At 68.3% G+C, this 26,504-nt stretch carries 25 protein-coding genes; 18 read left to right on the forward strand and 7 right to left on the reverse strand.

The annotated features are described in order from the left end of the window. Positions 1–429 precede the first annotated feature (429 nt). Positions 430–1,494 carry a DUF559 domain-containing protein gene (locus PQI66_RS10890; RefSeq protein WP_339998231.1) on the forward strand — a complete coding sequence of 355 codons (1,065 nt, stop codon included), beginning with the start codon at positions 430–432 and terminating at the stop codon, positions 1,492–1,494. A gap of 88 nt (positions 1,495–1,582) precedes the next feature. On the opposite strand, the gene PQI66_RS10895 is transcribed toward PQI66_RS10890, so the two are convergent. Together PQI66_RS10895 and PQI66_RS10900 are read right to left on the reverse strand one after the other, a co-directional pair. Next, positions 1,583–2,212, reverse strand: coding sequence for a hypothetical protein (locus PQI66_RS10895; protein ID WP_339998233.1), 630 nt, complete (start codon positions 2,210–2,212; stop codon positions 1,583–1,585). A 214-nt stretch (positions 2,213–2,426) separates the two neighbouring features. Then, positions 2,427–3,851 (reverse strand): dipeptidase, encoded by a 1,425-nt coding sequence (locus PQI66_RS10900; RefSeq protein WP_339998235.1) that lies wholly within the window; start codon positions 3,849–3,851, stop codon positions 2,427–2,429. A gap of 217 nt (positions 3,852–4,068) precedes the next feature. Between PQI66_RS10900 and PQI66_RS10905 the strand changes: the two genes are divergently transcribed. Further along, positions 4,069–5,541 carry a glycosyltransferase family 2 protein gene (locus PQI66_RS10905; protein WP_339998236.1) on the forward strand — a complete coding sequence of 491 codons (1,473 nt, stop codon included), beginning with the start codon at positions 4,069–4,071 and terminating at the stop codon, positions 5,539–5,541. Positions 5,542–5,617: 76 nt separating this feature from the next. On the opposite strand, the gene PQI66_RS10910 is transcribed toward PQI66_RS10905, so the two are convergent. Then, a complete protein-coding gene (locus PQI66_RS10910) occupies positions 5,618–6,517 on the reverse strand; it encodes a response regulator transcription factor (RefSeq protein WP_339998238.1) in 900 nt (299 codons plus the stop codon). Between the two features lie 188 nt (positions 6,518–6,705). Between PQI66_RS10910 and PQI66_RS10915 the strand changes: the two genes are divergently transcribed. From PQI66_RS10915 to ppk2, 3 genes are all read left to right on the forward strand, one after another. Beyond that, positions 6,706–8,421 carry a sensor histidine kinase gene (locus tag PQI66_RS10915; RefSeq protein WP_339998240.1) on the forward strand — a complete coding sequence of 572 codons (1,716 nt, stop codon included), beginning with the start codon at positions 6,706–6,708 and terminating at the stop codon, positions 8,419–8,421. Between the two features lie 201 nt (positions 8,422–8,622). Continuing rightward, a complete protein-coding gene (groL, locus tag PQI66_RS10920) occupies positions 8,623–10,272 on the forward strand; it encodes a chaperonin GroEL (RefSeq protein WP_339998242.1) in 1,650 nt (549 codons plus the stop codon). A gap of 193 nt (positions 10,273–10,465) precedes the next feature. Then, on the forward strand, positions 10,466–11,386 hold the full coding sequence (gene ppk2, locus PQI66_RS10925) for a polyphosphate kinase 2 (RefSeq protein WP_339998245.1): 921 nt from the start codon (positions 10,466–10,468) through the stop codon (positions 11,384–11,386). A 24-nt stretch (positions 11,387–11,410) separates the two neighbouring features. Here the strand turns inward: ppk2 and PQI66_RS10930 are convergent, their stop codons facing one another. Further along, positions 11,411–11,917: a MarR family winged helix-turn-helix transcriptional regulator gene (locus tag PQI66_RS10930; protein WP_339998246.1), complete on the reverse strand. Its 507-nt coding sequence runs from the start codon at positions 11,915–11,917 to the stop codon at positions 11,411–11,413. Positions 11,918–11,990: 73 nt separating this feature from the next. Beyond that, the gene (locus PQI66_RS10935; RefSeq protein WP_339998248.1) at positions 11,991–12,299 is read right to left on the reverse strand and encodes a rhodanese-like domain-containing protein; all 309 of its coding nucleotides are present in this window, start codon (positions 12,297–12,299) and stop codon (positions 11,991–11,993) included. Positions 12,300–12,502: 203 nt separating this feature from the next. Between PQI66_RS10935 and PQI66_RS10940 the strand changes: the two genes are divergently transcribed. Continuing rightward, positions 12,503–13,906 carry a hypothetical protein gene (locus PQI66_RS10940; RefSeq protein WP_339998250.1) on the forward strand — a complete coding sequence of 468 codons (1,404 nt, stop codon included), beginning with the start codon at positions 12,503–12,505 and terminating at the stop codon, positions 13,904–13,906. Positions 13,907–13,989: 83 nt separating this feature from the next. Here PQI66_RS10940 and PQI66_RS10945 read toward each other — a convergent pair whose 3' ends face one another. Both PQI66_RS10945 and PQI66_RS10950 read right to left on the reverse strand, forming a co-directional pair. Next, positions 13,990–14,463, reverse strand: a complete 474-nt coding sequence (locus PQI66_RS10945) for an inorganic diphosphatase (RefSeq protein ID WP_339998252.1) — start codon at positions 14,461–14,463, stop codon at positions 13,990–13,992. An 11-nt stretch (positions 14,464–14,474) separates the two neighbouring features. Beyond that, positions 14,475–14,939, reverse strand: coding sequence for an SRPBCC family protein (locus PQI66_RS10950; RefSeq protein WP_339998254.1), 465 nt, complete (start codon positions 14,937–14,939; stop codon positions 14,475–14,477). Positions 14,940–15,085: 146 nt separating this feature from the next. Here PQI66_RS10950 and dacB point away from each other — a divergent pair, with 146 nt between their 5' ends. The 12 genes from dacB (at position 15,086) to panC (ending at position 26,502) form a co-directional block, all read left to right on the forward strand. After that, entirely contained in the window at positions 15,086–16,441 is a 1,356-nt protein-coding gene (gene dacB / locus PQI66_RS10955; protein ID WP_339998256.1) for a D-alanyl-D-alanine carboxypeptidase/D-alanyl-D-alanine endopeptidase, read from the forward strand. Positions 16,442–16,456: 15 nt separating this feature from the next. Then, complete coding sequence (gene tilS / locus PQI66_RS10960; RefSeq protein WP_339998258.1) at positions 16,457–17,524, forward strand: tRNA lysidine(34) synthetase TilS; 1,068 nt, start codon at positions 16,457–16,459, stop codon at positions 17,522–17,524. Continuing rightward, the gene (gene hpt, locus PQI66_RS10965) at positions 17,524–18,102 is read left to right on the forward strand and encodes a hypoxanthine phosphoribosyltransferase (protein ID WP_339998260.1); all 579 of its coding nucleotides are present in this window, start codon (positions 17,524–17,526) and stop codon (positions 18,100–18,102) included. The genes tilS and hpt overlap by 1 nt, the downstream gene beginning before the upstream one ends. A 38-nt stretch (positions 18,103–18,140) precedes the next feature. Next, on the forward strand, positions 18,141–20,501 hold the full coding sequence (gene ftsH, locus PQI66_RS10970; RefSeq protein ID WP_339998262.1) for an ATP-dependent zinc metalloprotease FtsH: 2,361 nt from the start codon (positions 18,141–18,143) through the stop codon (positions 20,499–20,501). 21 nt (positions 20,502–20,522) lie between these two features. After that, the gene (gene folE / locus PQI66_RS10975; RefSeq protein WP_339998304.1) at positions 20,523–21,149 is read left to right on the forward strand and encodes a GTP cyclohydrolase I FolE; all 627 of its coding nucleotides are present in this window, start codon (positions 20,523–20,525) and stop codon (positions 21,147–21,149) included. Between the two features lie 66 nt (positions 21,150–21,215). Then, positions 21,216–22,058 (forward strand): dihydropteroate synthase, encoded by an 843-nt coding sequence (folP, locus tag PQI66_RS10980; RefSeq protein ID WP_339998305.1) that lies wholly within the window; start codon positions 21,216–21,218, stop codon positions 22,056–22,058. Next, a complete protein-coding gene (gene folB, locus PQI66_RS10985) occupies positions 22,051–22,431 on the forward strand; it encodes a dihydroneopterin aldolase (RefSeq protein ID WP_339998264.1) in 381 nt (126 codons plus the stop codon). Before folP ends, folB begins: the two co-directional genes overlap by 8 nt. Next, the gene (gene folK / locus PQI66_RS10990) at positions 22,428–22,985 is read left to right on the forward strand and encodes a 2-amino-4-hydroxy-6-hydroxymethyldihydropteridine diphosphokinase (RefSeq protein ID WP_339998266.1); all 558 of its coding nucleotides are present in this window, start codon (positions 22,428–22,430) and stop codon (positions 22,983–22,985) included. Before folB ends, folK begins: the two co-directional genes overlap by 4 nt. Beyond that, positions 22,982–23,473, forward strand: a complete 492-nt coding sequence (locus tag PQI66_RS10995; RefSeq protein ID WP_339998269.1) for a DUF3180 domain-containing protein — start codon at positions 22,982–22,984, stop codon at positions 23,471–23,473. The genes folK and PQI66_RS10995 overlap by 4 nt, the downstream gene beginning before the upstream one ends. Beyond that, positions 23,470–24,507 (forward strand): DUF6779 domain-containing protein, encoded by a 1,038-nt coding sequence (locus PQI66_RS11000; RefSeq protein WP_339998271.1) that lies wholly within the window; start codon positions 23,470–23,472, stop codon positions 24,505–24,507. Before PQI66_RS10995 ends, PQI66_RS11000 begins: the two co-directional genes overlap by 4 nt. A gap of 36 nt (positions 24,508–24,543) precedes the next feature. Further along, complete coding sequence (locus PQI66_RS11005) at positions 24,544–25,467, forward strand: Rossmann-like and DUF2520 domain-containing protein (RefSeq protein ID WP_339998273.1); 924 nt, start codon at positions 24,544–24,546, stop codon at positions 25,465–25,467. Between the two features lie 102 nt (positions 25,468–25,569). Continuing rightward, complete coding sequence (gene panC / locus PQI66_RS11010; protein WP_339998274.1) at positions 25,570–26,502, forward strand: pantoate--beta-alanine ligase; 933 nt, start codon at positions 25,570–25,572, stop codon at positions 26,500–26,502. The last annotated feature ends 2 nt before the right edge of the window (positions 26,503–26,504 follow it).

Raw genomic sequence — 26,504 nt, forward strand, 5'->3', positions numbered from 1 at the left:
GGTGCCGTGTGGCGGGGGCGCCGTATGGATGGTGTATCCGAGGCTGACACGACCACGTGAGGGTGTTTTGCCGGGGCCAGACCGCCCTGACGTGGTCGTCCCACGCACTGGGACGTGCCCTTCGTAGGGGTCTGCTGCCAGGGGCTGTGGATAGCTGGATGCCGTGGGGCTGAATTTGTCCACAGCAACAGGGGACAGGTGGACAGCGGAGGACGGGCTCTGCTGTACTTCATGAAGCGCGGGACGGGGACACTGGCGCAATCCAGTGGGAAACAGCGGGAGCAAGCAGGCACAAGCGGACACAAGCAGGCACAAGCGGACACAAGCAGGCACAAGCGGACACAAGCAGGCACAAGCGGACACAGTGGGGGACGTGTGCGGGAAAGTAGGGGAGCGCCGGGCCGCGGCCCGGAATACACCTGGAGGCGCATGCCGACGACGGTGCCGGTTGTCCGGAAAGAGCTTGCGGCGTCGGGGACGGTGACCGACTGGAAGCTGAAGCGGGGGTACGTGCAGGTGGCCCCCGGGATGGTGGTCCCTGCGCCGGAAGGGTTCGACCCGACGGACCATGGAGGATTCGGCGTCGACTGTGTCACACGGGCCTGGGCCCACCACCTCGTCCGGCCGGACGCGGTGGTGGCGGGATGGGCGGCGGCCGGGTTGTACGGGCTGCTGCCGGACTGGTGCGATTCTGCGCCGGTCCTGCTGCTCTGCGGCGTGACCTCCCACGGGTCGACCCGGTCCACGACGGCGGCACGGCATCCGGTGCGGCCGGTCATCCGTCCACGTCCTGCGGGGCTGGAGACCAGGCGACCGTCCCGTAGGTTTCCGGGTTTGAGGGTGGTTGCTCCGCAGGTGGCGGCGGTGCACTGTCTGTGGACGATCCTCACCGGCCGGCACACCTGGTGGGTGCACGACGTGCCGGGACTGCGCAGGGAAGAGGTGAGGGCGGTGCAGTTCATCGATGCTTTCTGCCAGTGCACCTGGGTCACCCGGGCCCAGCTCCTGGAGGCGGCACGGGGGACGATCGACCGTGGGGTGATGGAGGGCCTGCTTGCGCTGGCGGACGACGGTGCACAGTCACCGATGGAGACGGTGATGAGGTTGATCGTCCGGGACGTCCTGGCCCCGCCGCACCGGTGGCAGTCACAGATCAGGGTCGATCTCGCGCCGGGGGCCGTGGCAGGATGGACGCCGCGGACACTTCCTGACCTGGGCTGCGAGGAGCTCCGGCTGGCTCTGTACTACGACGGTGGGCACCATGGGACCGCCAGGCAGACAGACGTGGACTTCGACCAGTTCCATGCGCTGCGGGATCTGGACTGGGAGGCGCTCCGGTTCACCAAGGAGTCGATCCGGTCGCCGGCGGTGGTTCAGGAACGGGTGGGGAAGGCGCGGGACAGGGCTCTTCGCCGGATGAGATCGCTTGAGGTTGCCTCGCCGGCGCCCCCGCCTGCGGAGCAGGAGAGTCCCACCCCCGGCACGACCACGTGAGGGCGGTCTGAGCGGGACAAACCGCCCTCACGTGGTCGTGTCAGCGACGGGAGGCTCGGCTACTTTGGGTCAGCGGCGGCCGGCCGTTCTACCCGTGCAGGCGGCCTGCGGCGGACGCCAGGGCGCTGGCGATGGAGAGGTCCCGGTCGGAGCCGAAGCCGACGGCCCAGACCTTCTTCGTCTCGTGCTGGGCGAAGACGAAAGTGACGGTCGCCTCGAAGATGTCGTACTGGTGGAACTCGAGGATCTCGACGCGTCGTCCGTGGTCGGCGAGGATCTGCGTCATCGCCGACGCCGCACCCATCGAGGTGATCGAGACCTGTGTGCCGGCGTCCTCGCGGAACCCCGAGATCGTCAGGTCGAAGTCCCGCCGACCGGCCGGGCGTCGGGTGGTGGACATCGACTCGACCCGGTAGGTGGAGGGGGCGTAGGTGGTGATGAACTTCCGCCACTCCATGCCGCGCGCCTCCTGGCGCATCCCGGCGGGGAGGCGCTGTCCGAAGCGGGCGCGGAAAGGGTCCTCGGCGAAGACCCGGGTGCGGTTGCGACGCTTCTCGAGCCGGGTCGGGTTGCCCTCGCGGTAGGTGACGGCTGTGGAACGGCGCAGACCCGGGCGGTCGGTGTAGACGGGGGCGAGACGGTCGTCGCGGGCCTCGTCGGGCCGGGCGAAGCGAATCATCGTGGTGGTGGGCATCCGGTTGTCCTGTGACTCGAACATGAGTGGGTCTTTCCCTTGTGCTGGTTACCGTCGGTGGGATGTGGACCGACGCAACCGCTTGCGAGTAGCGTGACTTCCCCGTGGTGGAGGGGTCAGTCCGCGCCTCCACCCGGGTGGGCTACTCGCTTGAGGGTGTTGATCATGCCGATGATGTTATCTGTATCACTGCCGACAGGCAACATTTCGCCCACACCCGGGTGAGTTTCCGGTGACCTCAGCTCGTCAGCGCGCCGGACCGCGCGAGGAACAGCAGTTCAGCGGTGCCGATGGCGGCGATCTCGGTCGGGTCGACGGACTCGTCGGCCGAGTGGATCCGGCAGGACGGCTCCTCGATGCCGAACAGGGCGAGTTCAGCGTCCGGGTACTTCTCCAGCAGTGCGTTGCTGAGCGGGATGGAACCGCCGGAACCGATCTCGGCTGTCTCGTCGGCCCCGTAGGCGTCGGCGAGGGCCTGCGACAGCAGTTTCAGGGCGGGGCCCGAGGTGTCGGCGGAGAACGGGGAGGCGAGTGACTCGCGTTCGATGCTGAGCCGGGCGTGGTGCGGGACGTGGGCCTCCAGGTGCCGGACCAGGGCGTCCTGCCCGTCCTTCGGGTCCATTCCCGGCGGGATGCGCAGGCTCACCACCGCGCCGGCCTCGGCGACGACGGCGTTGACGGAGTCGGCGACGGAGAGGGAGTCCAGGCCGGTGACGGTGATCGACGGGCGGGAGATCGTGAGGTCGTTGGGGGCGAGGCCCTGTGCTGCACCGAGGACGTCCACACCGTCGAGGACGCCGGCGTCGGCACGGAAGGTGGCTTCGTCGGGGCCACGTCCCTCCCAGCGTGCCCCGGAGATCAGCCCGTCGACGGCGACGAGGCCGTCATCGTCGTGCAGGGTGGCCAGCAGTTTGATAAGGGCGAGCAGGGCGTCCGGGGCGGCACCGCCGAACTGTCCGGAGTGCATGGGCTGCTCGAGGGTCCGCAGCCGGACGGTGACCGGTGCCGTGCCGCGCAGCGCGGTGCAGACGGCGGGGACGCCGAGGGCGTCGTTGCCGGAGTCGGCGATGAGGAAGGTGTCGGCGGCGAAGAGCTCCGGGTCGGACGACAGCAGGTCCTCGAGGCCGTACCCGCCGCGCTCCTCGGAGCCTTCGACGACGACCCGGATGCCGATGCTCGACAGCGCCGTGGCGGTGTCGTCGTCCAGGTCGCCGGAGTCGACGAGGGCGTTGAGTGCGCGCAGGACGGCGAGGTGCATCACGACGTGGCCCTTGCAGTCGGCGGCGCCGCGTCCGTACCAGCGGCCGTCGCGCTCGGTGAGCTCCCAGGGGGAGGACGTCCAGTTGTCGACGTCGCTGGCGGGCTGCACGTCGTAGTGGGAGTAGAGCAGGACGGTGGGCCAGCCCTCGGCGGCCTCACGGACACCGATGACCGACACGGACCCGTCGGTGGTGGTGTGCGGCTCCACGGGGATCCCCTCGGCGCGGAAGGCGTCGGTGACCCATCGGGCGGCGCCGGCGTTGTCGTCCTCGAGGCCCGGGGTGGAGTGCACCGAACGGAAGGCGACGAGGTCGGTGAGCGCCTGCCGCAGCCACGGCATCTGTGCGGAGACGGCGGTGCGGGCGGAGTCGGCGGAGAGCGTGCGGGGATTGTTGTCAGGCATGGCCTCCACCCTAGACCGACGCGTTCCCGCGTCATGCGGTGCCGGTGGGGGAAGCTTTCGTCCGTGGCCGGGATCTCCTGCGGAAAACCTGCGTGTACCCGGAGCTGTTCCTTGAGGTTGCCGTTGCAGACTGAACCCATGAACCTCCCGGACCTCCCGGGACAGGGCAGCAAGACTCACGAAACCACAGGTCATCGAGGACGATCGAGGGAGAGCAATGACCATCACACCGGTGCAGACCACCGCCACACCGCAGGAACCCGCCGTCGAGTCCACCGACAACGGCTTCGTCACCGTCACCTCCCAGGGCTCGGTCTCGCGGACCCGCCCGCACACCTCCATCGCCTGTGTCATTCCGGCGTACAACGAAGAGGACTCCATCGCCGGAGTCCTGGACTCCCTGCTGTCCCAGTCGCGCCCGCCTGAGGTCGTCCACGTGGTCATCAACAACACCACCGACCGCACCTTCGCGATTGCCCGGGGATACGCCGGCGAGCACCTGCAGTCCGGTGACGGTCCGGGCCACACCGTGGAGACGTACTCCACCTATGTCTTCGTCCACGACATCGGCGAGAACGAGGACAAGAAGGTCGGTGCCCTGAACTACGGGTTCGCGAAGGTCTGCGACAACTTCGACTACCTGCTCGGCGTCGACGGCGACACCATCCTCGAGTACGACACCGTCGAACGCCTTGAACAGGAGGCACGCGCGGAGTCCCGCATCGGCGGTATCTCGGCCATCTACACCGTCGACCAGGCGTCGAGCCGCGGTGTCGTCTCGTCCTTCCTCACCACCGGCCAACGCGCGCAGTTCGCGGCGTTCACCATGGACAACCTCCTGCGGGGCCGGAACATGGCCGTCCTCGGGGGCCAGTGCTCGCTGTTCTCCATGCAGGCGCTGAAAGACGTGATGGAGGCCAACCGGCAGGCGACCCCGTGGGTACGCGACAGCGAGGTCGAGGATTCCCTGCTGTCCCTCCAGCTGCGCAGCATCGGTGCCGCAACCAAGATCAGTGCGACCGCCCGGGCTTTCGTCGGTGGCATGCACACCGTCCGCGCGTTGGACGGGCAGCAGGTCAAATGGAACTTCGGGGCCATCGACCTGATGTGGCCGGGACAACGCTCGACCACCGCCGGACAGCCGTTCCACCCGAACCTGCGGCTGCGGTGGTTCGAGAACATCTCGATGCTGGGGAACATCCTGATCCGCCTCGGATTCCTGCTCCTGCTCGCCGCGTCCCTCAGCATCGACGCCTTCGTGTTCAGTCCGGTCTGGCTCATTCCCCCGGCCGTCTCGGTCATCCTGAACCTGCGGATCGCGTTGTCGATCCGGGGCCACACCGCCCGTGACATCCTCTTCGCTCTGCTGTTCTTCCCGTCCGAGATCTACCTGTGGATCCGTATGGGGCACTTCCTCCGGGCCTGGGCGAAGTTCTTCAGCAAGGCCCAGACCGACAACTGGGCGGCCCAGGCGAAGGCCGAGGGCGGACGCGGATCCGCGTTCCTCGCTCCGTTGATCGTCGCGGCGCTGGTCGTCGGTGGTGCGATGTACGCGTGGTTCCAGCAGACGGCCGGTGTGCAGTCCGCGATCCTCTCCCTCGGCTGGCCGGTGCTCTACATCACCACCATGGTCATGACCTTCTTCATGCTCCGCAAGGCACTGCGACGCCATCATGGCTTCACCGTCTAGCGGGGCCGGGAAGCGGACGAGGACGGGTTCCGTGATCGCGACGACGGCCCGCGGACGGCGGTCCGGTGGACCCGTGTCAGGCAGACGCCGGGGCCAGCTTGTAGCCGACGCCGCGGACGGTTTCGATGACTGCGGCGGGCGGTGCCGCCTGGTCGCCCCGACTGAGCTTCCGACGCAGGTTGCCGATGTGCACCTCGACGGCGCGTTCGTCGGCCTCGCTCACGTAGGCGGCGGAACCGGCCGATTCCCCGGCCCGCAGGTGGCGGACGAGGTCCGTCTTGGTGCGCACCCGCCGACCACTCAGCAGAAGGGTGTGCAACAGTTCGAACTCGGTCCTGGTGAGCACGATGTCATCGTCACCGATGCTGACCGTCCTGGCATCCGGGTCGAGCCGGAGGTTGTCGTGCGAGAGGATCGGCGACCCGGCCGGGGAAGCGGCCGACCCTGCCGAGGCTGCCGACCCTGCCGAGGCGTCCGGAGCGCCGGGCGAACCGGGGTCGGAGAGCGCGCCGGGAACCTGACCGACGCGGAGGGCGCCGCCGGCGCCGTCCCCGGCGGGGTCCCCGACGTCCGGCACGTGGGCGGCGCGCGGGCGACGGAACATCGCCGTGACCCGCGCACGCAGTTCGCGGGGCCGGAACGGTTTGGTGATGAAGTCGTCTGCGCCGGTGTTCAGGGCCATCAGGGTGTCCACTTCATCGGTCCGCGCCGACACCATCACGATGTAGCAGTCGCTGTGCAGCCGGATCTGCCGCACCACCTCAAAACCGTCTATGCCGGGGAGGCCGAGGTCGACCGTGACGAGGTCGGCGTGGTGGAGTTCCACGGCCGCGACTCCCGCCGCTCCGTCTGCGGAGGTGTGGACCTGGAAACCGGACTGCTGGAGCACCGAGGAAATCAGTTCCCGGATGTCGGGGTCGTCCTCGATCACCACCGCGGTACCCGCGGCATCGTCACCACCATGACGTTGAGCCACTCTGACCACTCCTCATGCCCAGATTCATTCATCGTTCTTTCACTGTTTCACATGCTGCATTTTATCCTACAAAACGAGTCGAGGGCCGGGGGAGTGCGCGTCGGTCAGCTCTGTGGCACGGGTGGCACGGGTGGCACAGGCAACACCAGCACCGGCGAGCACGGGAGAAACCACTTATGATGACCACCATGCCCTGGTTGGTTCCCGCGTTCGGCGCCGCGAATTCCCGCACGAGGGAACCTGATGCGGCCGAAAGCGCGGTCATCAACCAGCGACCTTTCCTGCTCACCGTCGGTTTCGTCCTGGTTCTGGTCGCTGTCGTCCTGCCGCAGCTCTACGGAAATCCGTTGTTCCTCGCCGGAATCGTGGTCACCGTTCTCACCAGGATTCCCGGTGCCGTTCCGTCATTGCGCTACCGCACGGCATTGCTGAACTGGTTGACTCCGCTGATGCAGTTCGGTGCGGTCGCACTCCTGCGGGCCGGAGGCAGCGACAGCCTGACCGGTCTGAGCCTCGTGGCTGTGTTCCCCGTCATCTGGGTCTCGTGGATCTACCACGGTACCCGGCGGGTGCACCTGCTGAACCTGGCGGCGACCCTGGTGATCGTCTGGGGTCCGATCATCCTGGCGGGGGCGACGCTCTCGGCGACGTCCATCCTCGGGCTGCTGCTCGTCCCCGCCATCCTCTGTGTGGTCGGTGTCTTCACCGCCAGCGTCAGCCACAGCATCCATACCCAGCAGTGGGAGCTGAGGGACAAGGACAGGAAACTCCGGTCCGTCGCCGCGGAGCGCGAACGTCATGCGCAGTTGCTGGACACGGTCATCGAAACCGTGCCCACCGGGGTCGTGGTCGTGGACGGGGACGGCAACGACGTGCTCATGAACAGTCACCAGCGGCAGCTGCACCATGTGGCGAGTCCGGGCGACCTCGACGATCCGCGCGAGGACCAGCTGCTCCTCTTCGCCGCGGACAAGACCACGGCACTCCCCGCCGATGAGCGACCGGTCCGTCGGGCCATCGCGGGTGAGGAGGTGGTCAATCAGCTGATGTGGATCGGGGAGCGGCACCTGCGGGCGATGTCGGTGTCTGCGAGGCCGATCCAGGATCCGGACGGTACGTACGCCGGGTCGGTCATCGTCTTCAACGACGTCACGGACCTGATGGAGGCGTTGGACGCCAAAGACGCCTTCCTGCACCGGGTCAGCCATGAGCTCCGTACCCCGCTGACGTCGATTCTCGGCTACCTCGACCTCGCCCTGGAGGAACTTGAGCAGGTCGACCGGGTTGGGCAGGAGCGCGCGGATCATGACCTCCACCAGCTCGCGGCGAATCTCCAGGTGGTGGAGCGCAACGCCGAGAGGCTGCTGCTGCGGGTCTCCGATCTTCTCGAGTCGGCGTCGCGGCCGTCGGTCCGTCTGCAGTCCGGTGACCTCACCGATGTCGTCCGGTCCAGCCTGGAGTCGGCACGGCCGTACGCCGAGTCGGCGGGGGTCATCCTGGTCGACAGCACGGTTTCCGGGTTGGCCGGGGAGTTCGATCCGGCGCGGATGCACCAGGTGTTCGACAACCTGATCGTCAACGCGATCAAGTACTCGTCGTCGGGAGACACCGTCACAACCTCATGCCGGTCGGACGGGGGGTGTCTGGAGGTCTGTGTCAGTGACACCGGCCGGGGTATGACCGAGGCTGACCGCCTGCGGGTCTTCGAGCAGTTCTTCCGTACCCCGGAGGTCAAGGAGTCCACGATCCCGGGTCTGGGTCTGGGGCTCACGATCGCCAGTGCGATCGTTCAGGCGCATGAGGGTGTCATCGAGGTGGAGAGCAGTCTCGGGGTGGGGACGTCGTTCACCGTGCGCGTACCGGGGACGGCCGGAGCGGGCCCTGGACGTCCCGCACGCAGGTGACCTTGCACTCGGCGAGGGAGACTGCTAGAAACGGGGTTAGCACTTGCTCTTGCGGAGTGCCAGAACGAACAACAGAAACAAAGTCTCACTCAGATGCAGTGAGGGTGGACGTCGCGACATGCGTCCATCCGTGCCGTCGCGGGCGCTGGATCTGACCCGAACGTGTCGCTCCTATCTCTACAACGGAGGATCAAGAGCCACATGGCAAAGATGATTGCATTCGACGAGGAAGCTCGCCGCGGTCTGGAGAAGGGTCTCAACACCCTCGCCGACGCGGTGAAGGTCACCCTCGGCCCCAAGGGCCGCAACGTTGTGCTTGAGCGCAAGTGGGGTGCCCCGATGATCACCAACGACGGTGTCACCATCGCCCGGGAGATCGACCTCGAGGACCCCTACGAGAAGATCGGTGCGGAGCTCGTCAAGGAGGTCGCCAAGAAGACCGACGACGTCGCGGGCGACGGCACCACCACCGCCACTGTCCTGGCGCAGTCCCTGGTCAAGGAAGGCCTGCGCAACGTCGCGGCCGGCTCCAACCCCATGGGCATCAAGCGCGGCATCCAGGCCGGCGTCGAGAAGGTCACCGAGGCTCTGCTGGCCGGTGCCAAGGAGATCGAGACCCGTGAGCAGATCGCCGCGACCGCCGGCATCTCCGCCGCGGACGAGAAGATCGGCGAGCTGATCGCCGAGGCCATGTACGCCGTCGGCGACGGTGAGCTGAACAAGGACGGTGTCATCACCGTCGAGGAGTCCAACGCCTTCGGCGTCACCCTCGAGACCACCGAGGGCATGCGCTTCGACAAGGGCTACCTGTCGGCCTACTTCGCCACCGACGTCGAGCGCGGCGAGGCTGTCCTGGAGGACCCCTACATCCTCCTGGTCTCCTCCAAGATCTCCAACGTCAAGGACCTGCTGCCGCTGCTGGAGAAGATCATGCAGTCCGGCAAGCCGCTGCTGATCATCGCCGAGGACATCGAGGGCGAGGCCCTGTCCACCCTGGTGCTCAACAAGATCCGCGGCACCTTCAAGTCCGTCGCCGTCAAGGCCCCGGGCTTCGGCGACCGCCGCAAGGCCCAGCTGCAGGACATCGCCATCCTCACCGGTGGCCAGGTCATCGCCGAGGAGGTCGGCCTCTCCCTCGAGACCGCTGACCTGCCCCTGCTGGGTACCGCCCGCAAGGTCGTCGTCACCAAGGACGACACCACCATCGTCGACGGCGCCGGTTCCTCCGAGCAGCTGTCCGGCCGGGTCCGTCAGATCCGCCAGGAGATCGACAACGCCGACTCCGACTACGACAAGGAGAAGCTGCAGGAGCGCCTGGCCAAGCTGGCCGGCGGCGTCGCCGTCCTCCAGGTCGGTGCCGCCACCGAGGTCGAGCTCAAGGAGCGCAAGCACCGCATCGAGGACGCCGTGCGCAACGCCAAGGCTGCCGCTGACGAGGGCATCGTCGCCGGTGGTGGCGCGTCGCTGCTGCAGGCGGCCCACGTGCTCGACGGCAACCTCGGTCTTGAGGGCGACGAGGCCACGGGCGTTCAGATCGTCCAGGCCGCCCTGTCCGCACCGCTGAAGCAGATCGCCTTCAACGCCGGCCTCGAGCCCGGCGTCGTCGTCGACAAGGTCGCCGGTCTGGACGCGGGCCACGGCCTGAACGCTGCCACCGGTGAGTACGTCGACCTGCTGTCCGCCGGTATCTCCGACCCGGTCAAGGTGACCCGTTCCGCACTGCAGAACGCCGCCTCGATCGCCAGCCTCTTCCTCACCACCGAGGCCGTCGTGGCCGACAAGCCGGAGCCTGAGGCTGCCGGCGCCGGTGCCGACGAGATGGCCGGCATGGGTGGCATGGGCGGATTCTGATCCCCTTCTGATCCGTCCGGTCCACCGACCGCACTCCACGACCCCGTTCCCTGCCTGCGACTTCTGTCGCGGGGCGGGGGCGGGGTCGAGGTGTGTCCGGGGAAAGCCGTCGGTGGTGCCCGGCGGACGCTGAGTGGGGGTGGCAGGTTCGTGGCGCCGTGTGGCCGCGTCGGAGAACCACTAGCATGGAAGTATGACCAACGACAGTAGCGATCAGGGCGCACCGGACGAGCAGGACTTCCACATCGTCGATCTGGCGGCGACTGAAGGCTACATCGTCGATGACTCGGACGAGGATGATCCGGTCCTGATCACGCCGGACGGTCACCGCGTGGACACCTGGCGGGAGAACTACCCGTACGGCGAACGGCTCAGCCGCGAGGAGTACGAGACCACGAAGCGTTCACTCCAGATCGAGCTGCTGAAGTGGCAGAACTGGACGAAAGACACCGGTCAGAAGCACATCATCCTGTTCGAGGGCCGTGACGCCGCCGGTAAGGGTGGCACGATCAAGCGGTTCAACGAGCACCTCAACCCCCGTGGTGCACGCACCGTCGCGCTGGAGAAGCCGAGCCCGCGGGAGTCGACCTCCTGGTACTTCCAGCGCTACATCCAGAACTTCCCGTGCGCCGGTGAGATCGTCTTCTTCGACCGGTCCTGGTACAACCGCTCGGGTGTGGAGCGGGTCATGGGATTCTGCACGGACGACCAGCACGCGGAGTTCCTGCGGGAGGTGCCGATGCTGGAGAACATGCTCATGGGCTCCGACATCAGCCTGACGAAGCTGTGGTTCTCGGTGACGCAGAAGGAACAGCGCACCCGTTTCGCCATCCGGCAGGTGGATCCGGTGCGGCAGTGGAAGTTGTCCCCGATGGACCTGGCGTCCCTCGACAAGTGGGACGACTACACCCGTGCGAAAGAGGAGCAGTTCCGCTACACCGACACCAACGAGTCGCCGTGGATCACGATCAAGTCGAACGACAAGAAGCGCGCCCGGCTCAACGCGATGCGGTACGTGCTGAGCAAGTTCAACTACACGGGCAAGGACCATGATGTCGTCGGCCAGCCCGACCCGAAGATCGTGAAGCGCGGGCGGGACCAGATCGGGGACTGATCACGGTCCCGGTCGGAGGCCCGCTCAGCGGGTGGGGGCAGCAGCCCCGGTGGAGTCGTCGATGTTGTCGCCGTCCGCCCCGTCGCCCTCTTCCTCGGCCGCGATGATCGACTTCGCCAGCTTCTTGAGGTGCTTGAGCTGCTTGGAAGTCGATTCGTCGAGCGCCTCGTCCTCCGCGCTCTGCACGATGGGGGACAGGACCAGCTGAGCCTTGCGGCCCTTCTTGGTGACGGAGATGATCTGGCGCCGCCGGTCGTTGGGGTCCTTGTCCCGCTTGGCCAGCTTGCGCTTCTCCAGCGAATCGACGAGTCGGACCATGTCGGAGCGGTCGACCCCGATGATCTCGCCGAGTTCTGCCTGGCTGGCGGCGTCGCCGTCCACCAGGTAGGTCAGCACCCAGTACTCCCGGAGGTTGAACCCCTCGGACAGCAGCGCGGTCTCCACGAAAACGCGGGTTCGGCGACGGAGCCGCTCGAGCTGGAAGGACGGCGACTTCAGGAGCTCGCTGGGGAGATGCGCGGTTTCTGGCATGCCACCATTCTATCGTCTCCCGAATGGGATACACGAACTATGGGGGTCCCCCGCTATCGCGGAGAGGGCCTTTCTACCCTTCCGTGCCGATGATCGGCAGGCCCGCGTCGCGCCAGCCGATGGTGCCGGAGCCGACGTTGATGGTGTCGATACCGTTCTGTTCGAGCCACTGGGCGGCCTTCGCCGAGCGGCCGCCGGAGAGGCAGATGAGGTAGATGTCCCGGTCGAAGTCGAACTCGCCGTAACGGGCCTGCAGCTGTGAGAGCGGCAGGTTGGTGGCGCCCTCGGCGTGCCACTGGTTGTACTCGTCCGGCTCGCGGATGTCGATGAGCTGGGCCCCGTCCGGGACCTCGGTCGGTGTCACTGTCTCGAAATCACTCATGGTGCCGCAGTGTACGCCGTCCCTGGCCCGTGAGGCATCCGCTGCACGGTACGGTCGGACCTATGGCAAACGCTGACGAAGCCTCGGACGCTGGGTGGAACGCGGCCGCCTCATTCCGGGCGGAGCTGGAGAAGCTGGCTGTACCTCAGCCTGAACCCCCGCCTGCCCGGCACCGGATACTGCCGGTGCAGGTGCCGGCCTGGATGATCGAGGATGACGGTCATCGGCTTCCGTCGCTCGGCGACACCGAGTCGTTTCTCCTGGTGTTCGCCGAGGCCGGTGACGAAGACGTGGGCGGTGCTGACGTCGTGACTCTGGATGCGTGGGCCGAGGAGGTAGTCGCGCCGACCTGGAATGTCGAGCAGCGCGGCGAGTGGCGGTGGTGGACGAGTTTGCGTGGCGACGGGTGGACGGCGCAGTGGGCGGCACCGCGGCCGGTGATCGGCTATGTGCGGGTGACCGGCAGCCTGCAGCATGATCCTTACCGGATCGGTCTTCCCGACATATCTCCGACGAGGGGCAGGGTCTGCCGGATTCAGCTGGCCGGCGATGACGTCGAGGTCGATGTCGGGGCTGTGCGACTGCCATTCCCGTCGGTGAGGGACAAACGCAGCTATGTCGGCGTTCGATCAGTCCGGTTCACACTGGATCTCGACGAGGTACCAGCGCCGGAGCCGTGGAAGGCGACACCTACCTGGTTCGACGGATTCGCTGTCAGTCCAGGCAGCTCTGTGGCCCCCTCCGAGGAATCGGGGATGTCAGGGACACTCTGGCGTGTTGATGAGGCGCTTCCCCTGGTCTGGAAGACCGACCTGCACAGTGGCGAGTCGGAGACGGTGACTCTTCCGGTGAAGATCAGCCAGTTCAAGCAGCATCCGCGCGTGATCGTGGGGCCCCAGCGCGGCGGTTGTCTGGTGGCACTCACGGGCCACCGCAGGCTGCTGCTGCAGGCTGGGATTCACGGCAGTCGGATTTCCGTGAGTGAGGTGCCGGTGCCATCGGTGCTTACTGAGGGGATCGACCAGGTTGTCGATGCGCCGGCGGCGTGGAGCGGTTGGATTGTCGGCAGGTATGAGGAGGCTGATCCGCAGGCGCCGCGTGCGGCGGACGGGACCTGGCACGGCCCAGAGCAGCGAGGTGCCCTGCATCTCGGGCGTGTCAGTGATGAAGGCTCTCTGACCTGGCTGAACAAAGACGACTCCAACGGTCCGAGCACGTGTGCCCGGATCCTTGCCACGGACAGCAACGTCATGACCTGGAAGAACGACGTGCTGCAGTTCCTGGGCCCTGAACTGCAGGTGACAACCGAGGCCCGGCTGCCGTCTGAACTGGGCTCTGAGTACCTCGATATCGACACGGCAGGCCCGTGGTTGGTGGTCCAGTCGGTCGTCATCTCTTATGCCGACGATGGGCGGGAGTCGGCCGGTGTGCGGATCTCCCTGGTGGACCCGGAGAACCTGGCCGTTGTGTTCAGCGAACCCTGTGGTCCGCGTCCTCACATTCAGGTGGATGACCGCGACACGGTGTGGCTCGCCGACGGGACACTCCGGCGTTTCACCCGCGACGCCGAGGGGGAGTGGCGATCACAGCTTTATGACTCTCTATGAGTCGGGCAACCCATAAAGAGTCATAAAACGCGACGGCCCGACTCTTCCGACCCCGTCGATCCCCCCCTCGACGTTCCTGCGTCCTACTTGTGACGCTCCACTGCCTCGGCGAGGATCCGCTCGGCCTCGGCCTTGTCGCCCCAGCCGGAGCCGTGGACTTCCTTGCCCGGCTCCAGGTCCTTGTAGTGGACGAAGAAGTGCTCGATCTCGTCCTTGACGTCCTGCGCGATGTCGTTGATGTCCTGGAACTTCTCGTAGCGCACGTCGTCGACGACGCAGAGCAGCTTGTCGTCGCCGCCGGCCTCGTCGGTCATCTTGAAGACGCCGACCGGGCGGGCCTCGACGATGACTCCCGGGAAGACGGACTCCGGCAGGATCACCAGGGCGTCCAACGGGTCGCCGTCCTCGCCGAGCGTCTCGTCGATGAATCCGTAGTCGGCCGGGTAGGCCATCGGTGTGAAGAGGTAGCGGTCCAGGTAGACCTTGCCGGTCTTGTGGTCGACCTCGTACTTGTTGCGGGAACCCTTGGGGATTTCGATGGTGACTTCGATGCTCATGGGTGGAGAGTTTACCCTGCCCGTTCCGCGGAGGACGCGATCGCCGCCAGCGTCTGCTCCATCCCCTCCGCCAGCTCGGACTCGAAGGTGTCGTTGCCGCCCAGGAAGGCCGCCACCATCGCGCGGGAAATGACGGAGGTGTCGCCGTCGACGAGGCGGGACTCGGTGAGGTCGGTGGTGCCGTCGCCGTTGTCGGTGAGACTGAACCGCCAGCGGGATCCGTTGATCGGGACACGCCACTCGAGCACGTCCTCCGGTGCCCACTGTGTGACCGTGGACCAGGTGGGCCAGAAGAGCACGCCCCGCCGGTTCAGGTTCAGCGTGGTCGTGCCGACTCCGGGTGTGCCGCCCAGGACGACCATCTTCCGGCACTGCGGGCTGCGGTCGCCCATGGCCGTCAGGTCGGAGACGACGGCCCAGACGTCCCGGGGCGCGGCGTTGACGGTACGTGTGGCGGTGATCAGTGCGGTCGACATGACGATGACTCTACGGCCCCCTTCCGGCCCGGCGCAGGAGAATGCCGGGGTGCGCGACCGGGACACGGAACCCGGGCCTCCGTCGGATACGCTGGTGTGGTCCCGCACGCAGTCAGCACCCCCGCCAGGAAGGCACCGATGCCCCGATGAGCACTTCCGCCTCGCGCCGATGGCTGGTCGGCATCCTTGCGTTCGTCGTCGTCGTAGTCGTGGTGGTGGTGGCCGCGCTGGTGGTGCACCAGCGCAACGCCTACACCGTGGCGGACGCACCGCCGCTGCCGGAGCCGGCGGCGGTCCTCGCCCCTGCGCAGACGGACGGCCCCGCACCGGACGTCAGCGACGAACTCGCCGGCCCGGCCTCCGACGGAGCACTGGGGCGGCTGTCGGGGCATGTCACCGACGTCGTCACCGGCGAGGAACTCTGGTCGACGAACCCGGACACGATGCTGGTCCCGGCATCCGCGACGAAGCTGGCGACGGCCGCTGCCGCCCTGGTCACGCTCGACGAGGATGATCGTGTCCCGACCCGGGTGTACGCGGGTGCGGAGCCCGGGCAGATCGTCCTCAAGGGCGACGGCGACATCACCCTGGAACGCTCGGCAGGGTCAGGGTTCTTCACCTCCCCGGCGAACATCGACGACCTCGCCGCGCAGGTCACGGACGCACTGGGTGACAGTGGTGGTGCCGTCACGGAGATCGTCGTGGACAACTCCGCCCGCGCCGGGTCCCTGTTCAACAAGACGTGGTCGCGTGATGACATCGGGGCCGGCAATGTCGCCCCGCTGTCGGCGGTGATGCTGGATGCCGGACGTCTGGACCCCACCGACTCCTACTCTCCCCGGTCGACGACACCGGCCTCCGACGTGGCCGGCGCCCTCGCCGACGCGTTGGGAGCGTCCGGTGCCTCGGTGTCGGTGACCGACAGCGCCGTCGACGTCGGTGACGGTGCCCCGTTGGGGGAGGTGTCGTCCGCTCCGTTGGGCACCCGGATCCGGGACATGCTCCTGCACAGCGACAACCTGCTCGCCGAGGCCGTGGCGCGTGAGGTCGCTGAGGCGCGGGGCGAGGAGCCGACGTTCGCGGGTGCCGCGAAGGCGACCCTGGCGGCGCTGACCGAGGAAGGTCTGGACGTGAGTACGGCGGTGCTGCGCGACAACTCCGGGATGAGTGAGGACAACCGGCTCAACGCCCGTATCCTCGACGGCATCGTCACCGCGGCGGCGACCGACGACAGCCTGCGGGTGCTGCTGGACGGACTGCCCGTCGCCGCCGGTGACGGCACACTTCTCGACCGCTACGGTGCGGGCTCGGGTGCGTCCGGCGGTGCGGGGTGGGTGCGTGCCAAGACCGGCACGCTGGACGGGGTGAACACCCTGGCGGGCACGGTGACGTCGGAGGAGGGGCGAGTCCTCAGTTTCGCCTTCCTGTCGAACGGTTCTGACGCGGAGGACGGCCGGGCGGCGTTGGACCGGCTCGCCGCGGCACTGCGTTCGGCGTCATGAGCGGGGTGGCGACCCGTGATTGACACGCCGCACACCCTCGCCGTCCGGCGCAGCCTGCGCCGCTTCCTCCGGGCGCAGGCCCCGCACATCACCGCCGGTGACGCCGTCGTCTGCGGCGTCTCCGGGGGAGGGGACTCACTGGCGCTGGCCGCCGCCTGCGTGCACGCCGGGCTGGACGTCACCACGGTGACCGTCGACCACGGTCTCCAGGAGGCCTCGGCACAGGTGGCACGGGACGCCGCACGGAACTGCCGCGGTCTGGGCGCGACGGCCCGGACCGTGCGGGTGGCGGTCGCCGGGGCGGGCGAGGCGGCGGCGCGGGAGGCGCGGTACCGGGCGCTGGGGGAGTACGCCGACGGACGCCCCGTCCTCGTCGCCCACACCGCCGACGACGACGCGGAGGGACTGCTGCTGGCCCTGGCCAGGGGGTCAGGTACCGGGAGTCTCGCCGGTCTGCGGGAGTACACCGACGAGCATCCCGTCGTGACGGCGGGGGCGGGCTGGCTCGGGCGTCCGCTGCTGCATGTCGGCCGTGCCGACACGCTCGGCAGCTGTGCCGAGCTCGGGCTCGAGGTCTGGCATGACCCGCACAACGTCAGCGCCACCGTCCTGCGCTCCCGGGTCCGCAATGAACTGCTGCCCCTCGCGCAGGAGATCCTCGGCGGGCACGTCGGTGAGTCCCTGGCGCGGTCGGCCCGGCTGCTCCGTGAGGACGCCGACCTGCTCGACGACCAGGCGCGCCAGATCCTCGACAACGCCGGTGTCGGTGTCGGTGCCGGTGCCTGGGCAGACCACCTCCCTGTCCGTGTGCTCGCCGGATGTCCCGCGCCGCTGCGTCGCCGCGTCCTGCGCCGGTGGTTGGCGACCGGTACGGGGCCCGGTGGGGTGGTGCGGGCGGGCGCCCTGACCTCCCGTCACCTGGAGGCGGTGGACGCCCTGGTCGCGCACTGGCACGGGCAGGGGGGCGTGGCCGTACCGTGTGCGACCTCTACAATGGGTGGCACCCGTCGACTGGTGGTGCGTCGCCGCCGGACGGCCACCGGCAGTCAGCTAGTACTAGAGCAAGAGGACAGGACCCCGTGATGATCGCCAAGAGTGCCGACGTGCCCGACAACTGCTACCACGATGACGTCGAGGGTGTCCTCGTCGACGAGGCCACGCTCCACACCCGGATCGCGGAGATGGCGAAGGCCGCCAGTGACCGGTACCGCGGGGAGGACGAGGACACCATCCTGCTGTGCGTGCTCAAGGGCGCGACCTACTTCATCGCGGACTTCGCCCGGGCGATGGACATCCCCACGCAGATGGAGTTCATGGCCCTGTCCACCTACGGCCAGTCCGCGGAGTCCTCGGGCACCGTGGAGATCCGCATGGACCTCACCCGCGACATCGCGGGACGCAACGTGATCATCCTCGAGGACATCATCGAGTCCGGCATCACCCTGCACTGGCTGGTCGACCATCTCAGGGGCCGGGGGCCGAAGAGCCTCGAGGTGGTCACGTTGCTGCGTAAGCCCGAGGCGGTGCAGCGGGACGTGGAGACGGCGGACATCGGGTTCGACATCCCCAGTGACTTCGTCGTCGGTTACGGACTCGACTTCGCGGAGCGTTACCGTGACCTGCCGTGGGTCGGGACGCTGCGTCCCAGCGTGTACAGCTAGGAACGGCGTGCGCGGTCCTGCGATACGCTAGTGGGACTATGAACAAGAAGAGGGTTCTGAGGATCGCCGCCATCGTCGCCGCGGTTCTCGTCGTCATCTACGCCTTCGGTGTCCTCACCGACTCCACCCGCGGCTACGACGACGTCGACACGTCGGTGGCCATGAAGCAGTTCGACGACAACAACGTCGCCGAGGTGCAGATCAACGACCGCGAACAGCAGTTGCAGATGACGCTGCGCAACGACATCAGCGTTGACGGCAAGGACGGGATCGACCAGATCACCGCGCAGTACCCCGCGAGGGCCGCCGACACCGTCTTCGATCGGGTCGAGGCCTCGGACGCCGACAGCTACAGCACGCACGTCACCCAGGACAGCATGCTCGGCTCCCTGCTGGTGATGCTGCTGCCGATCCTGCTGATCGGCGGACTGCTGCTGTTCTTCCTCACCCGGATGCAGGGTGGGCCGGGTGGTGCGTTCAACATCGGCAAGTCGAAGGCCAAGGAACTCAACGTCGACAACCCCGACACCACCTTCGACAATGTCGCCGGTGCGGACGAGGCTGTCGAGGAACTCGACGAGATCCGTGACTTCCTCCAGAACCCGGAGCGTTACGAGCACCTCGGCGCGAAGATCCCCCGGGGCGTCCTGCTCTACGGTCCTCCCGGTACGGGTAAGACGCTGCTGGCACGTGCGGTCGCCGGCGAGGCGGGCGTGCCGTTCTACACGATCTCCGGGTCGGACTTCGTGGAGATGTTCGTCGGTGTCGGTGCGTCCCGCGTGCGCGACCTGTTCAAGACCGCCAAGGAGAACAGCCCCTGCATCATCTTCGTCGACGAGATCGACGCCGTCGGACGCCAGCGCGGCGCCGGTATGGGTGGCGGTCACGACGAGCGTGAACAGACCCTCAACCAGCTGCTGGTGGAGATGGACGGGTTCAGCGACCGTGAGAACGTCATCCTGATGGCCGCGACGAACCGTCCGGACATCCTGGATCCGGCGTTGCTGCGTCCGGGCCGTTTCGACCGCCAGATCCCGGTGTCCAACCCCGACATCGCCGGGCGTGAGCAGATCCTGCGGGTGCACTCCGAGGGCAAGCCGCTGGCGCCGGACGTGGACCTGAACTCCCTGGCCAAGCGCACGGTGGGTATGTCGGGTGCGGACCTGGCCAACGTCCTCAACGAGGCGGCGCTGCTGACCGCCCGCGTCGACGGCAACGTCATCACCGGGGACGCGCTCGAGGAGGCGACCGACCGGGTCATCGGTGGTCCGCGCCGTAGCACCAAGATCATCTCGGAGCACGAGAAGAAGGTCACCGCGTACCACGAGGGCGGCCACACCCTCGCCGCCTGGGGCATCAAGGACATCGAGCGGGTCTACAAGGTCACCATCCTCGCCCGGGGCCGTACCGGAGGTCACGCCATGGCCGTGCCGGAGGACGACAAGGGCATGTACAACCGGTCGGAGCTCTTCGCCCGCCTGGTCTTCGCCATGGGTGGACGCTCGGCTGAGGAACTGGTCTTCGGTTCGCCGACGACCGGTGCCTCCGCCGACATCGAGCAGGCGACGAAGATCGCCCGGTCGATGGTCACCGAGTACGGCATGAGTCCGGAACTCGGCGCAGTGAAGTACGGCGAGGAACAGGGCGACCCCTTCGTCGGGAGGGGCGGCCAGGGGGCCCTGGAGTACTCGCCCGCCGTCGCTGCGACGATCGACGAGCAGGTCCGCATGCTCATCGAGAAGGCCCACGGTGTGGCCTACCGCATCCTGCGCGACAACCGCGACTACCTTGACCGGCTCGCCGAGAAGCTGCTGGAGAAGGAGACGCTGCGTCGTCCCGACCTGGAGGCGATCTTCGAGGACATGGAGCCGGTGGAGGTCAGCGACATCTTCCCGAACCAGGACCTCGACCACCCGAAGGACTTCCGCGAGCCGGTGAAGACCCCCACCGAACTGGCCCGCGAGCGTGGGGAGGAGCTTCCGGTCCGCAATGACTTCTTCTCCGAGGCCCGCAAGGCCCGCATCGAACGACGTCGTCGCCAGCAGGCCGACGAGCTGGAGAAGAAACAGGACGGGCCTGCGGCACCGCACACGCCGGGACGATGGAGCGGGCAGTCCCACCCCGACCACCTGTGGGGCGGTCAGGACCGGGTGAACCCCGGGGAATCCACGGCGGGACGGCACCCCGGGGAACGCAGCTACGGCGGCTCAGGCACCTCCGGAGGACCCGACGGCTCCGGCGACGCACCGCTGCGGGGTTTCCAGCTGCCGGAGAGTGAACAACCCGACAACCCGTGGACGAGCGACGACGCACCGACGCGTAACCTGAGGGCTCAGGACAGCGACCAGAATGACGGTGGCCGCCATCACCGCCGCGACGATTCCGACGAGAAAGACTGATCTGACACCGTGACCGACTCTGTGACCGACAGCAACGACGGCCGGGGCACCGGCCCAGAGACCGGCTCAGGTACCGGCAGGGTCTTCGACCAGGCCCGTGCGGAGGCCGCCGTGCGGGAACTCCTCCTCGCCGTGGGTGAGGACCCGGACCGGGAGGGACTGCTGGAGACCCCGGCCCGGGTCGCCCGCGCCTACCGCGAGTCATTCGCCGGACTCTACGACGACCCGGCGGAGGTGCTGTCCAAGACCTTCAACGAGGAGCACCGTGAACTCGTCCTGGTCAAGGACATCCCGATCTACTCGACCTGCGAGCACCACCTCGTGCCGTTCTACGGGCACGCGCACATCGGCTACATTCCCGGCGAGTCCGGTACGGTCACCGGACTGTCGAAACTGGCCCGTCTGGCGGACGGCTTCGCCAAGCGGCCACAGGTCCAGGAACGTCTGACCAGCCAGATCGCCGACGCGGTCTCCGAGAGGCTCCAGGCGCACGCCGTGATCGTCGTCATCGAGGCGGAGCACCTGTGCATGGCGATGAGGGGGGTCCGCAAGCCGGGCGCCTCGACCGTCACCTCGGCGGTGCGCGGTGGTTTCCGTCAGGACGCACGCTCGCGGGCCGAGGCGCTCAGCCTCATCCGTGGGCACTGACGGACAGTGGTTGACGGACAGCGGTGGGCAGTGACGGACACTGAGCCCCGGCCCACGACCGCCGTGATGGGGATCCTCAACGTCACCGACGACTCGTTCTCGGACGGGGGGGAGTGGACGACGACCGACCGGGCGCTCGCCCACGCCAGGGCGATGGTCGCCGCCGGTGCCGACATCGTCGACGTCGGCGGCGAGTCCACCCGGCCCGGTGCCACGCGGGTCCCGGCGGAGCTCGAGGCGCAGCGCGTCGTCCCCGTCATCCGCGCACTGCACGCCGAGGGCATCACCACCAGTGTCGACACGATGCGTGCCTCGACGGCGGCGGCGGCGATCGCGGCGGGTGTGGACATCGTCAACGACGTCTCCGGGGGGCTCGCCGACGCGCACATGTACCGGACGGTCGCAGACTCGCAGGCGGACTACTGCCTGATGCACTGGCGCGCCGAGCGGTTCGAGTCGGCGTCGGGACGGGCCGACCACGGCGAGGACATCGTCGCCGACGTCTCCGAGGTCCTGACCTCCCTGGCGTCGAGGGCGGAGTCCGCCGGCATCGGCCCCGACCGGATCATCCTGGATCCGGGTCTGGGCTTCGCCAAGGACGCCGACGACAACTGGGCCCTGCTGTCGGGTATGCACTCCTACCTGTCCCTGGGATACCGTGTGCTCATCGGTGCGAGCAGGAAGAGGTTCCTCACCGCGCTGCGCCCGGGGCCGGACGGTTCGCCGGGCACACCAGAATCAGCCGACGACGCGACGGCGGCGGTGAGCGCCCTCGCCGCCGCGTCCGGCGCATGGGCGGTCCGCGTCCACGCCGTCGCCGCGAACCGCGCCGCCGTCGACGTCGCACGGTCCGTGGCCAGCGGGCGTGGGCCGGCGCTACCGGAAGGATGGAGGGCCCGTCGTGGCTGACCGCATTGAACTGACCGGCCTGGAGGCCTACGGCTACCACGGTGTCTACGACTTCGAGAAGGAGCAGGGGCAGAAGTTCATCGTCGACCTGGTGGTCTGGACCGACTTCAGCGACGCCGTCGCCGACGACGACATCTCCCGGACCATCTCCTACGTCGACCTCGCCGACATCGCGGTGGGCATCGTCTCCGGACCGAGCATGGACCTGATCGAGACGGTCTCCGCCACGATCGCCGACCGCATCAACGTCGTCGAGGGTGTGCTCGCCGTGGAGGTCACCGTGCACAAGCCGGATGCGCCGATCCACCACCCGTTCTCGGATGTGCGGGTGATCGCACGCCGGTCACGCAAGACACCGGGGGCGAGGACATGACGACCGACGCCGCCGTACCGGCCGTCCTGGCCTTCGGCTCGAACCTCCCGGGTGCGTTGTCGGGGCCGGAGGAGCAGATCCGTCGCGCCGCCGAGGCGCTCGCCGCCACCGACGGTGTCGTACCGGTGCACGCCAGCGCCATGTTCGCCACCCCGCCGTGGGGGGTCACCGACCAGGACGAGTTCCGCAACTGCGTGCTCACCGTGCGTACGACCCTCGACCCGCTGGGCCTGCTGCACCGGTGCCAGGACCTGGAGCAGGACGCGCGGCGTGTCCGGTCGCGGCACTGGGGGCCACGCACCCTGGACATCGACATCATCGACTACGCCGGGATCCGCAGCGACGGCCGGTGGGGCGAGGAGCTCGTGCTGCCGCACCCGTGGGCGCACCAGCGGGCGTTCGTCCTGGTGCCGTGGCTGGACGCCGACCCGCACGCCGTGCTGGACGGTCGTCCCGTGCGCGAATGGCTGGCGGCGTGTGAGGGGCCGGAGGCAGGGGACTCCGGCAGCGTCGGGGGAATCCGGCCGTTGCCCGACGTACGATGGGCCCCATGAACCAGACCAGTGTCGGGCTGCTCGTGACCTCGGCGGTGGCCGCCGGTGTCGTGTCCTTCGCCGCGGTGTGGGTCTTCTACGGCAGTTTCCCGCCGATGAGTGTCGGCGGATCCGTGGCGTTGTGGGTGTTCGCCGTGGTGGCGGGGGTGCTGGCCGTGACCGTCCGTCGTCGGATCGCCGACGGTGAGGTCGGCCAGGACCGCTCCCAGATGTCGCCGGTGTTCATCTCCCGCTGCGCGGTGTTCGGCAAGGCTGCGGCGTGGATCGGCGCACTGGCGGGCGGCTTCTACGCCGGGGTGACGGTGTACGTCCTGCTGCGGCACGGCGACCTGCTCGCCGCCCAGCAGGACACCCCCGGGGCTGTGACGTCACTGCTGGCCGCGACGGCGATGGCGGTGGCCGGTGTCCTGCTGGAACGAAGTTGTCTGGTCCCTCCCGGCGATGCCGACGGTGATGAGGGACGCGGCGATGTATTCTTGACGCCATGAGTTCCGCGTATTCGCCCGACGATTCGCACCGGCTTCCTGATCCGTCGAGCCGGAGCGCCGCCACCACGCCCGGAAACGGGCTGAAGCTGCTGATGTACCTGGTGTTCGTCCTTGCTCTCGCGGCGACGGTCATCATGTTCTTCGTCGACTCGGAGGTGTGGCTGAACGTCGCGGTCATCACGTCGTTGTGGGCGGCGTTCTTCGGGGCGATCCTGGTGTCGCGTTACTCCGGGGTGATCGGTGAGGAGCGGAGCCGACGCCAGGAACAGGAGCGCCGGCACCGTGCGGAGATCGACCGTGAGCGCTCGGAGTCCCAGCGCCGGGAGGTCCAGCTGGAGAACGACTACCGCAGCCGGCTCGGCAGCGACCACGACAAGACCCTCGACGCCATCCGCAAGGAGCTCGAGGCGATGCGGGAGCAGCTGGCCGACCTGTCGGGTACCGACTGGAACGGCGAGCAGGTGTCACTGAAGGCCCGGGCCGAGCGCATCATCGAGCTGGAGCGCAACGTCTCCCGCGCGGGTGCGAAGGACGAGGGTGCCGGGAAGGCCGCTGCCGCGGAGACGGCGGCCCCGTCGGACCAGAACCGGTCCGGTGGCCGTCGCGGCGGATTCTCCACCGGCACCTTCGCCGCCGTCCGGTGGTCGGGCGCCGACAGTGAGGAGACCACCCAGATCCCGATGGTCGTCGACACCCGGTCGATGGACACCCCCGCTGCGGGGAACTCGTCCGATTCGGCTGCCGCCACCGACACGGCTGCCACGGCTGCCACGTCCGAGCCGGCGGGGAGTCGGCCGCGCTGGTCAGGGCAGCAGAGTCCGGCACCGGCCGCGGAGCCGGCGCCTGAACCGACCCCGGCGCCGGCCCCCGAGCAGTCGTCGGAGCAGGTTGCTGACGTGCCCCCTCAGTCGGCACCGGGGCGTCGTCGGCGGGCCGAGGAACCCGAGCCGCACGGTCGCCGCCGTGCCGACGAGAGTGACCAGGGCGTCACCGTCGCCGAACTGATGGCACAGATGAAGAAGAACGCACGCTAGACACCGGGTGGACGACACCGGGTAGACTCAGTCCCCGTGAATGCCACACCAGCTGCCGACCGACAGGAACCACGCCTGTCGGTCGGTGTCATTTCCGGCGGTGCCGTCGGCACGGCCGTCGCCGAACGTCTGCTGCAGGTCGGCCACCATGTCCACGGCATCGTCGCCCGGTCGGAACGCTCCCGCACGCGGGTACGCACGCGTCTGCCCGGCGTCCGGGTCTACGACGGTACCGACGGGCCCGACGGGATCGGTGCTGTCGCCCAGGCCGCCCTGGTGGTCCTCGCCGTCCCCGACCCGGAGCTCCCGGAGGTCGTCGCCCGCGTGGCACAGGTGGTGCGCTCCGGACAGATCGTCGTGCACACCGCCGGTGCCCTCGGATGCGAGGTGCTGCAACCGGTCACCGACACCGGGGCCCTGCCGTTGGCGCTGCACCCGGCGATGACCTTCCTGGACCGGAGTGAGGACTCCGACAACCTGGCGGGCTGTGCCTGGGGTGTGACCAGTGACTCCGAGACGGGTGCGGCCGTCGCAGACCTGCTCGTCACCTCGATGGGCGGGGTGGCGGTCCCGGTCGCCGAAGACCAGCGCACCGTCTACCACGCCGCCCTGGCACACGGGGCGAACCACCTGGTCACCCAGGTGGTCGAGGCACTGTGCATGCTCGACCGCGCACTCGGTGCCCACGGCCCCGGCGAGGAGGACTCCCGGTCGGCTCTGGTGCTGCGCAGGATCCTGCCCGCCGCGGTCGACGGGGCGCTGAACGGCAGGATGGGGGCGTTGACCGGGCCGACCTCCAGGGACGACGCCACCACGGTGATGCGACACCTGGCCGCCCTGCGCGAACTCGGTGCTCCGACGGCGGGCCCGGACCTCGTGGCGTCCTACCGGCAGGCGGCCGAGCGCACCGCCCGTGCGGTGGGGGCGCTGAACGTGGAGCGGGCACTTGACGAGAGCTGAGCGGACCTCACCAGACCTGAATGGGGTTTGGCGGGGTCGGGCGACTATCGTGGCTTAGCGTTCCAGATTCTTATGTCGTCACACCTGTCAGGAGAACCACCGGTGAGTTTCACCCCGGGTCAGGCCACCGTCTACACCGAGATCGACAGTATCGGTGAGCTCACCCGCGCCATGCGCAAGGCCGGACGTCCCGTCGTCCTCGTCCCCACCATGGGCGCCCTGCACGAGGGGCACCTGGCGCTGGTCCGTGCCGCGCAGCAGCTGCCGCGGGCGCTGGTGGTGGTCTCCGTCTTCGTCAACCCCCTGCAGTTCGCCGAGGGTGAGGACCTCGACGCCTACCCGCGCACGCTGGAGGCGGACGTCGAGAAGCTCGCCGCCGTCGGGGTGGACGTCGTCTTCGCCCCCAGCCCGCGGGAGATGTACCCCAACGGTCCGCGCAGTACCGTGCTCCCCGGCCCTGCCGGTGCCGTCCTGGAGGGGGAGAAGCGGCCCACCCACTTCGCCGGGGTGCTGACCGTGGTCTCGAAACTCTTCCAGATCACCCACTGCAGCCACGCGTTCTTCGGGGAGAAGGACTACCAGCAGCTCGTGCTCATCCAGCAGATGGTCACCGACCTCAACCTCGGGGTCCAGGTCCACGGCGTGCCCGTGGTGCGTGAGGCGGACGGTCTGGCCAAGTCCTCGCGCAACATCTACCTGTCCGAGGAGGAGCGCGGGCTGGCGTTGTCGCTGTCGGCGGCGTTGCTGGCCGGTGCCCATGTCGCCGAAGACGGTGCACAGGCCGTCCTGGACACCGCCCGTCAGGTGCTGGACACCGCCCCGGGCCTGGAGGTCGACTACCTCGAACTCCGGGGTCTCGACCTCGGTGACGCACCGGACAAGGGCGACGCCCGGCTGCTCGTCGCCGCTCGGGTCGGGTCGACCCGCCTGATCGACAACGTGGGCGTGCCGGTGGGCATCGGGTTCCGCAACATGGGCGGCGACGGTGGGAGCGGAGAATCCGAAGATCCGGCGACCGCACCGGTGAAGGAGTAGGG

It is taken from the genome of Corynebacterium sp. USCH3, from assembly GCF_037619475.1.
GTDB lineage: Bacteria > Actinomycetota > Actinomycetes > Mycobacteriales > Mycobacteriaceae > Corynebacterium.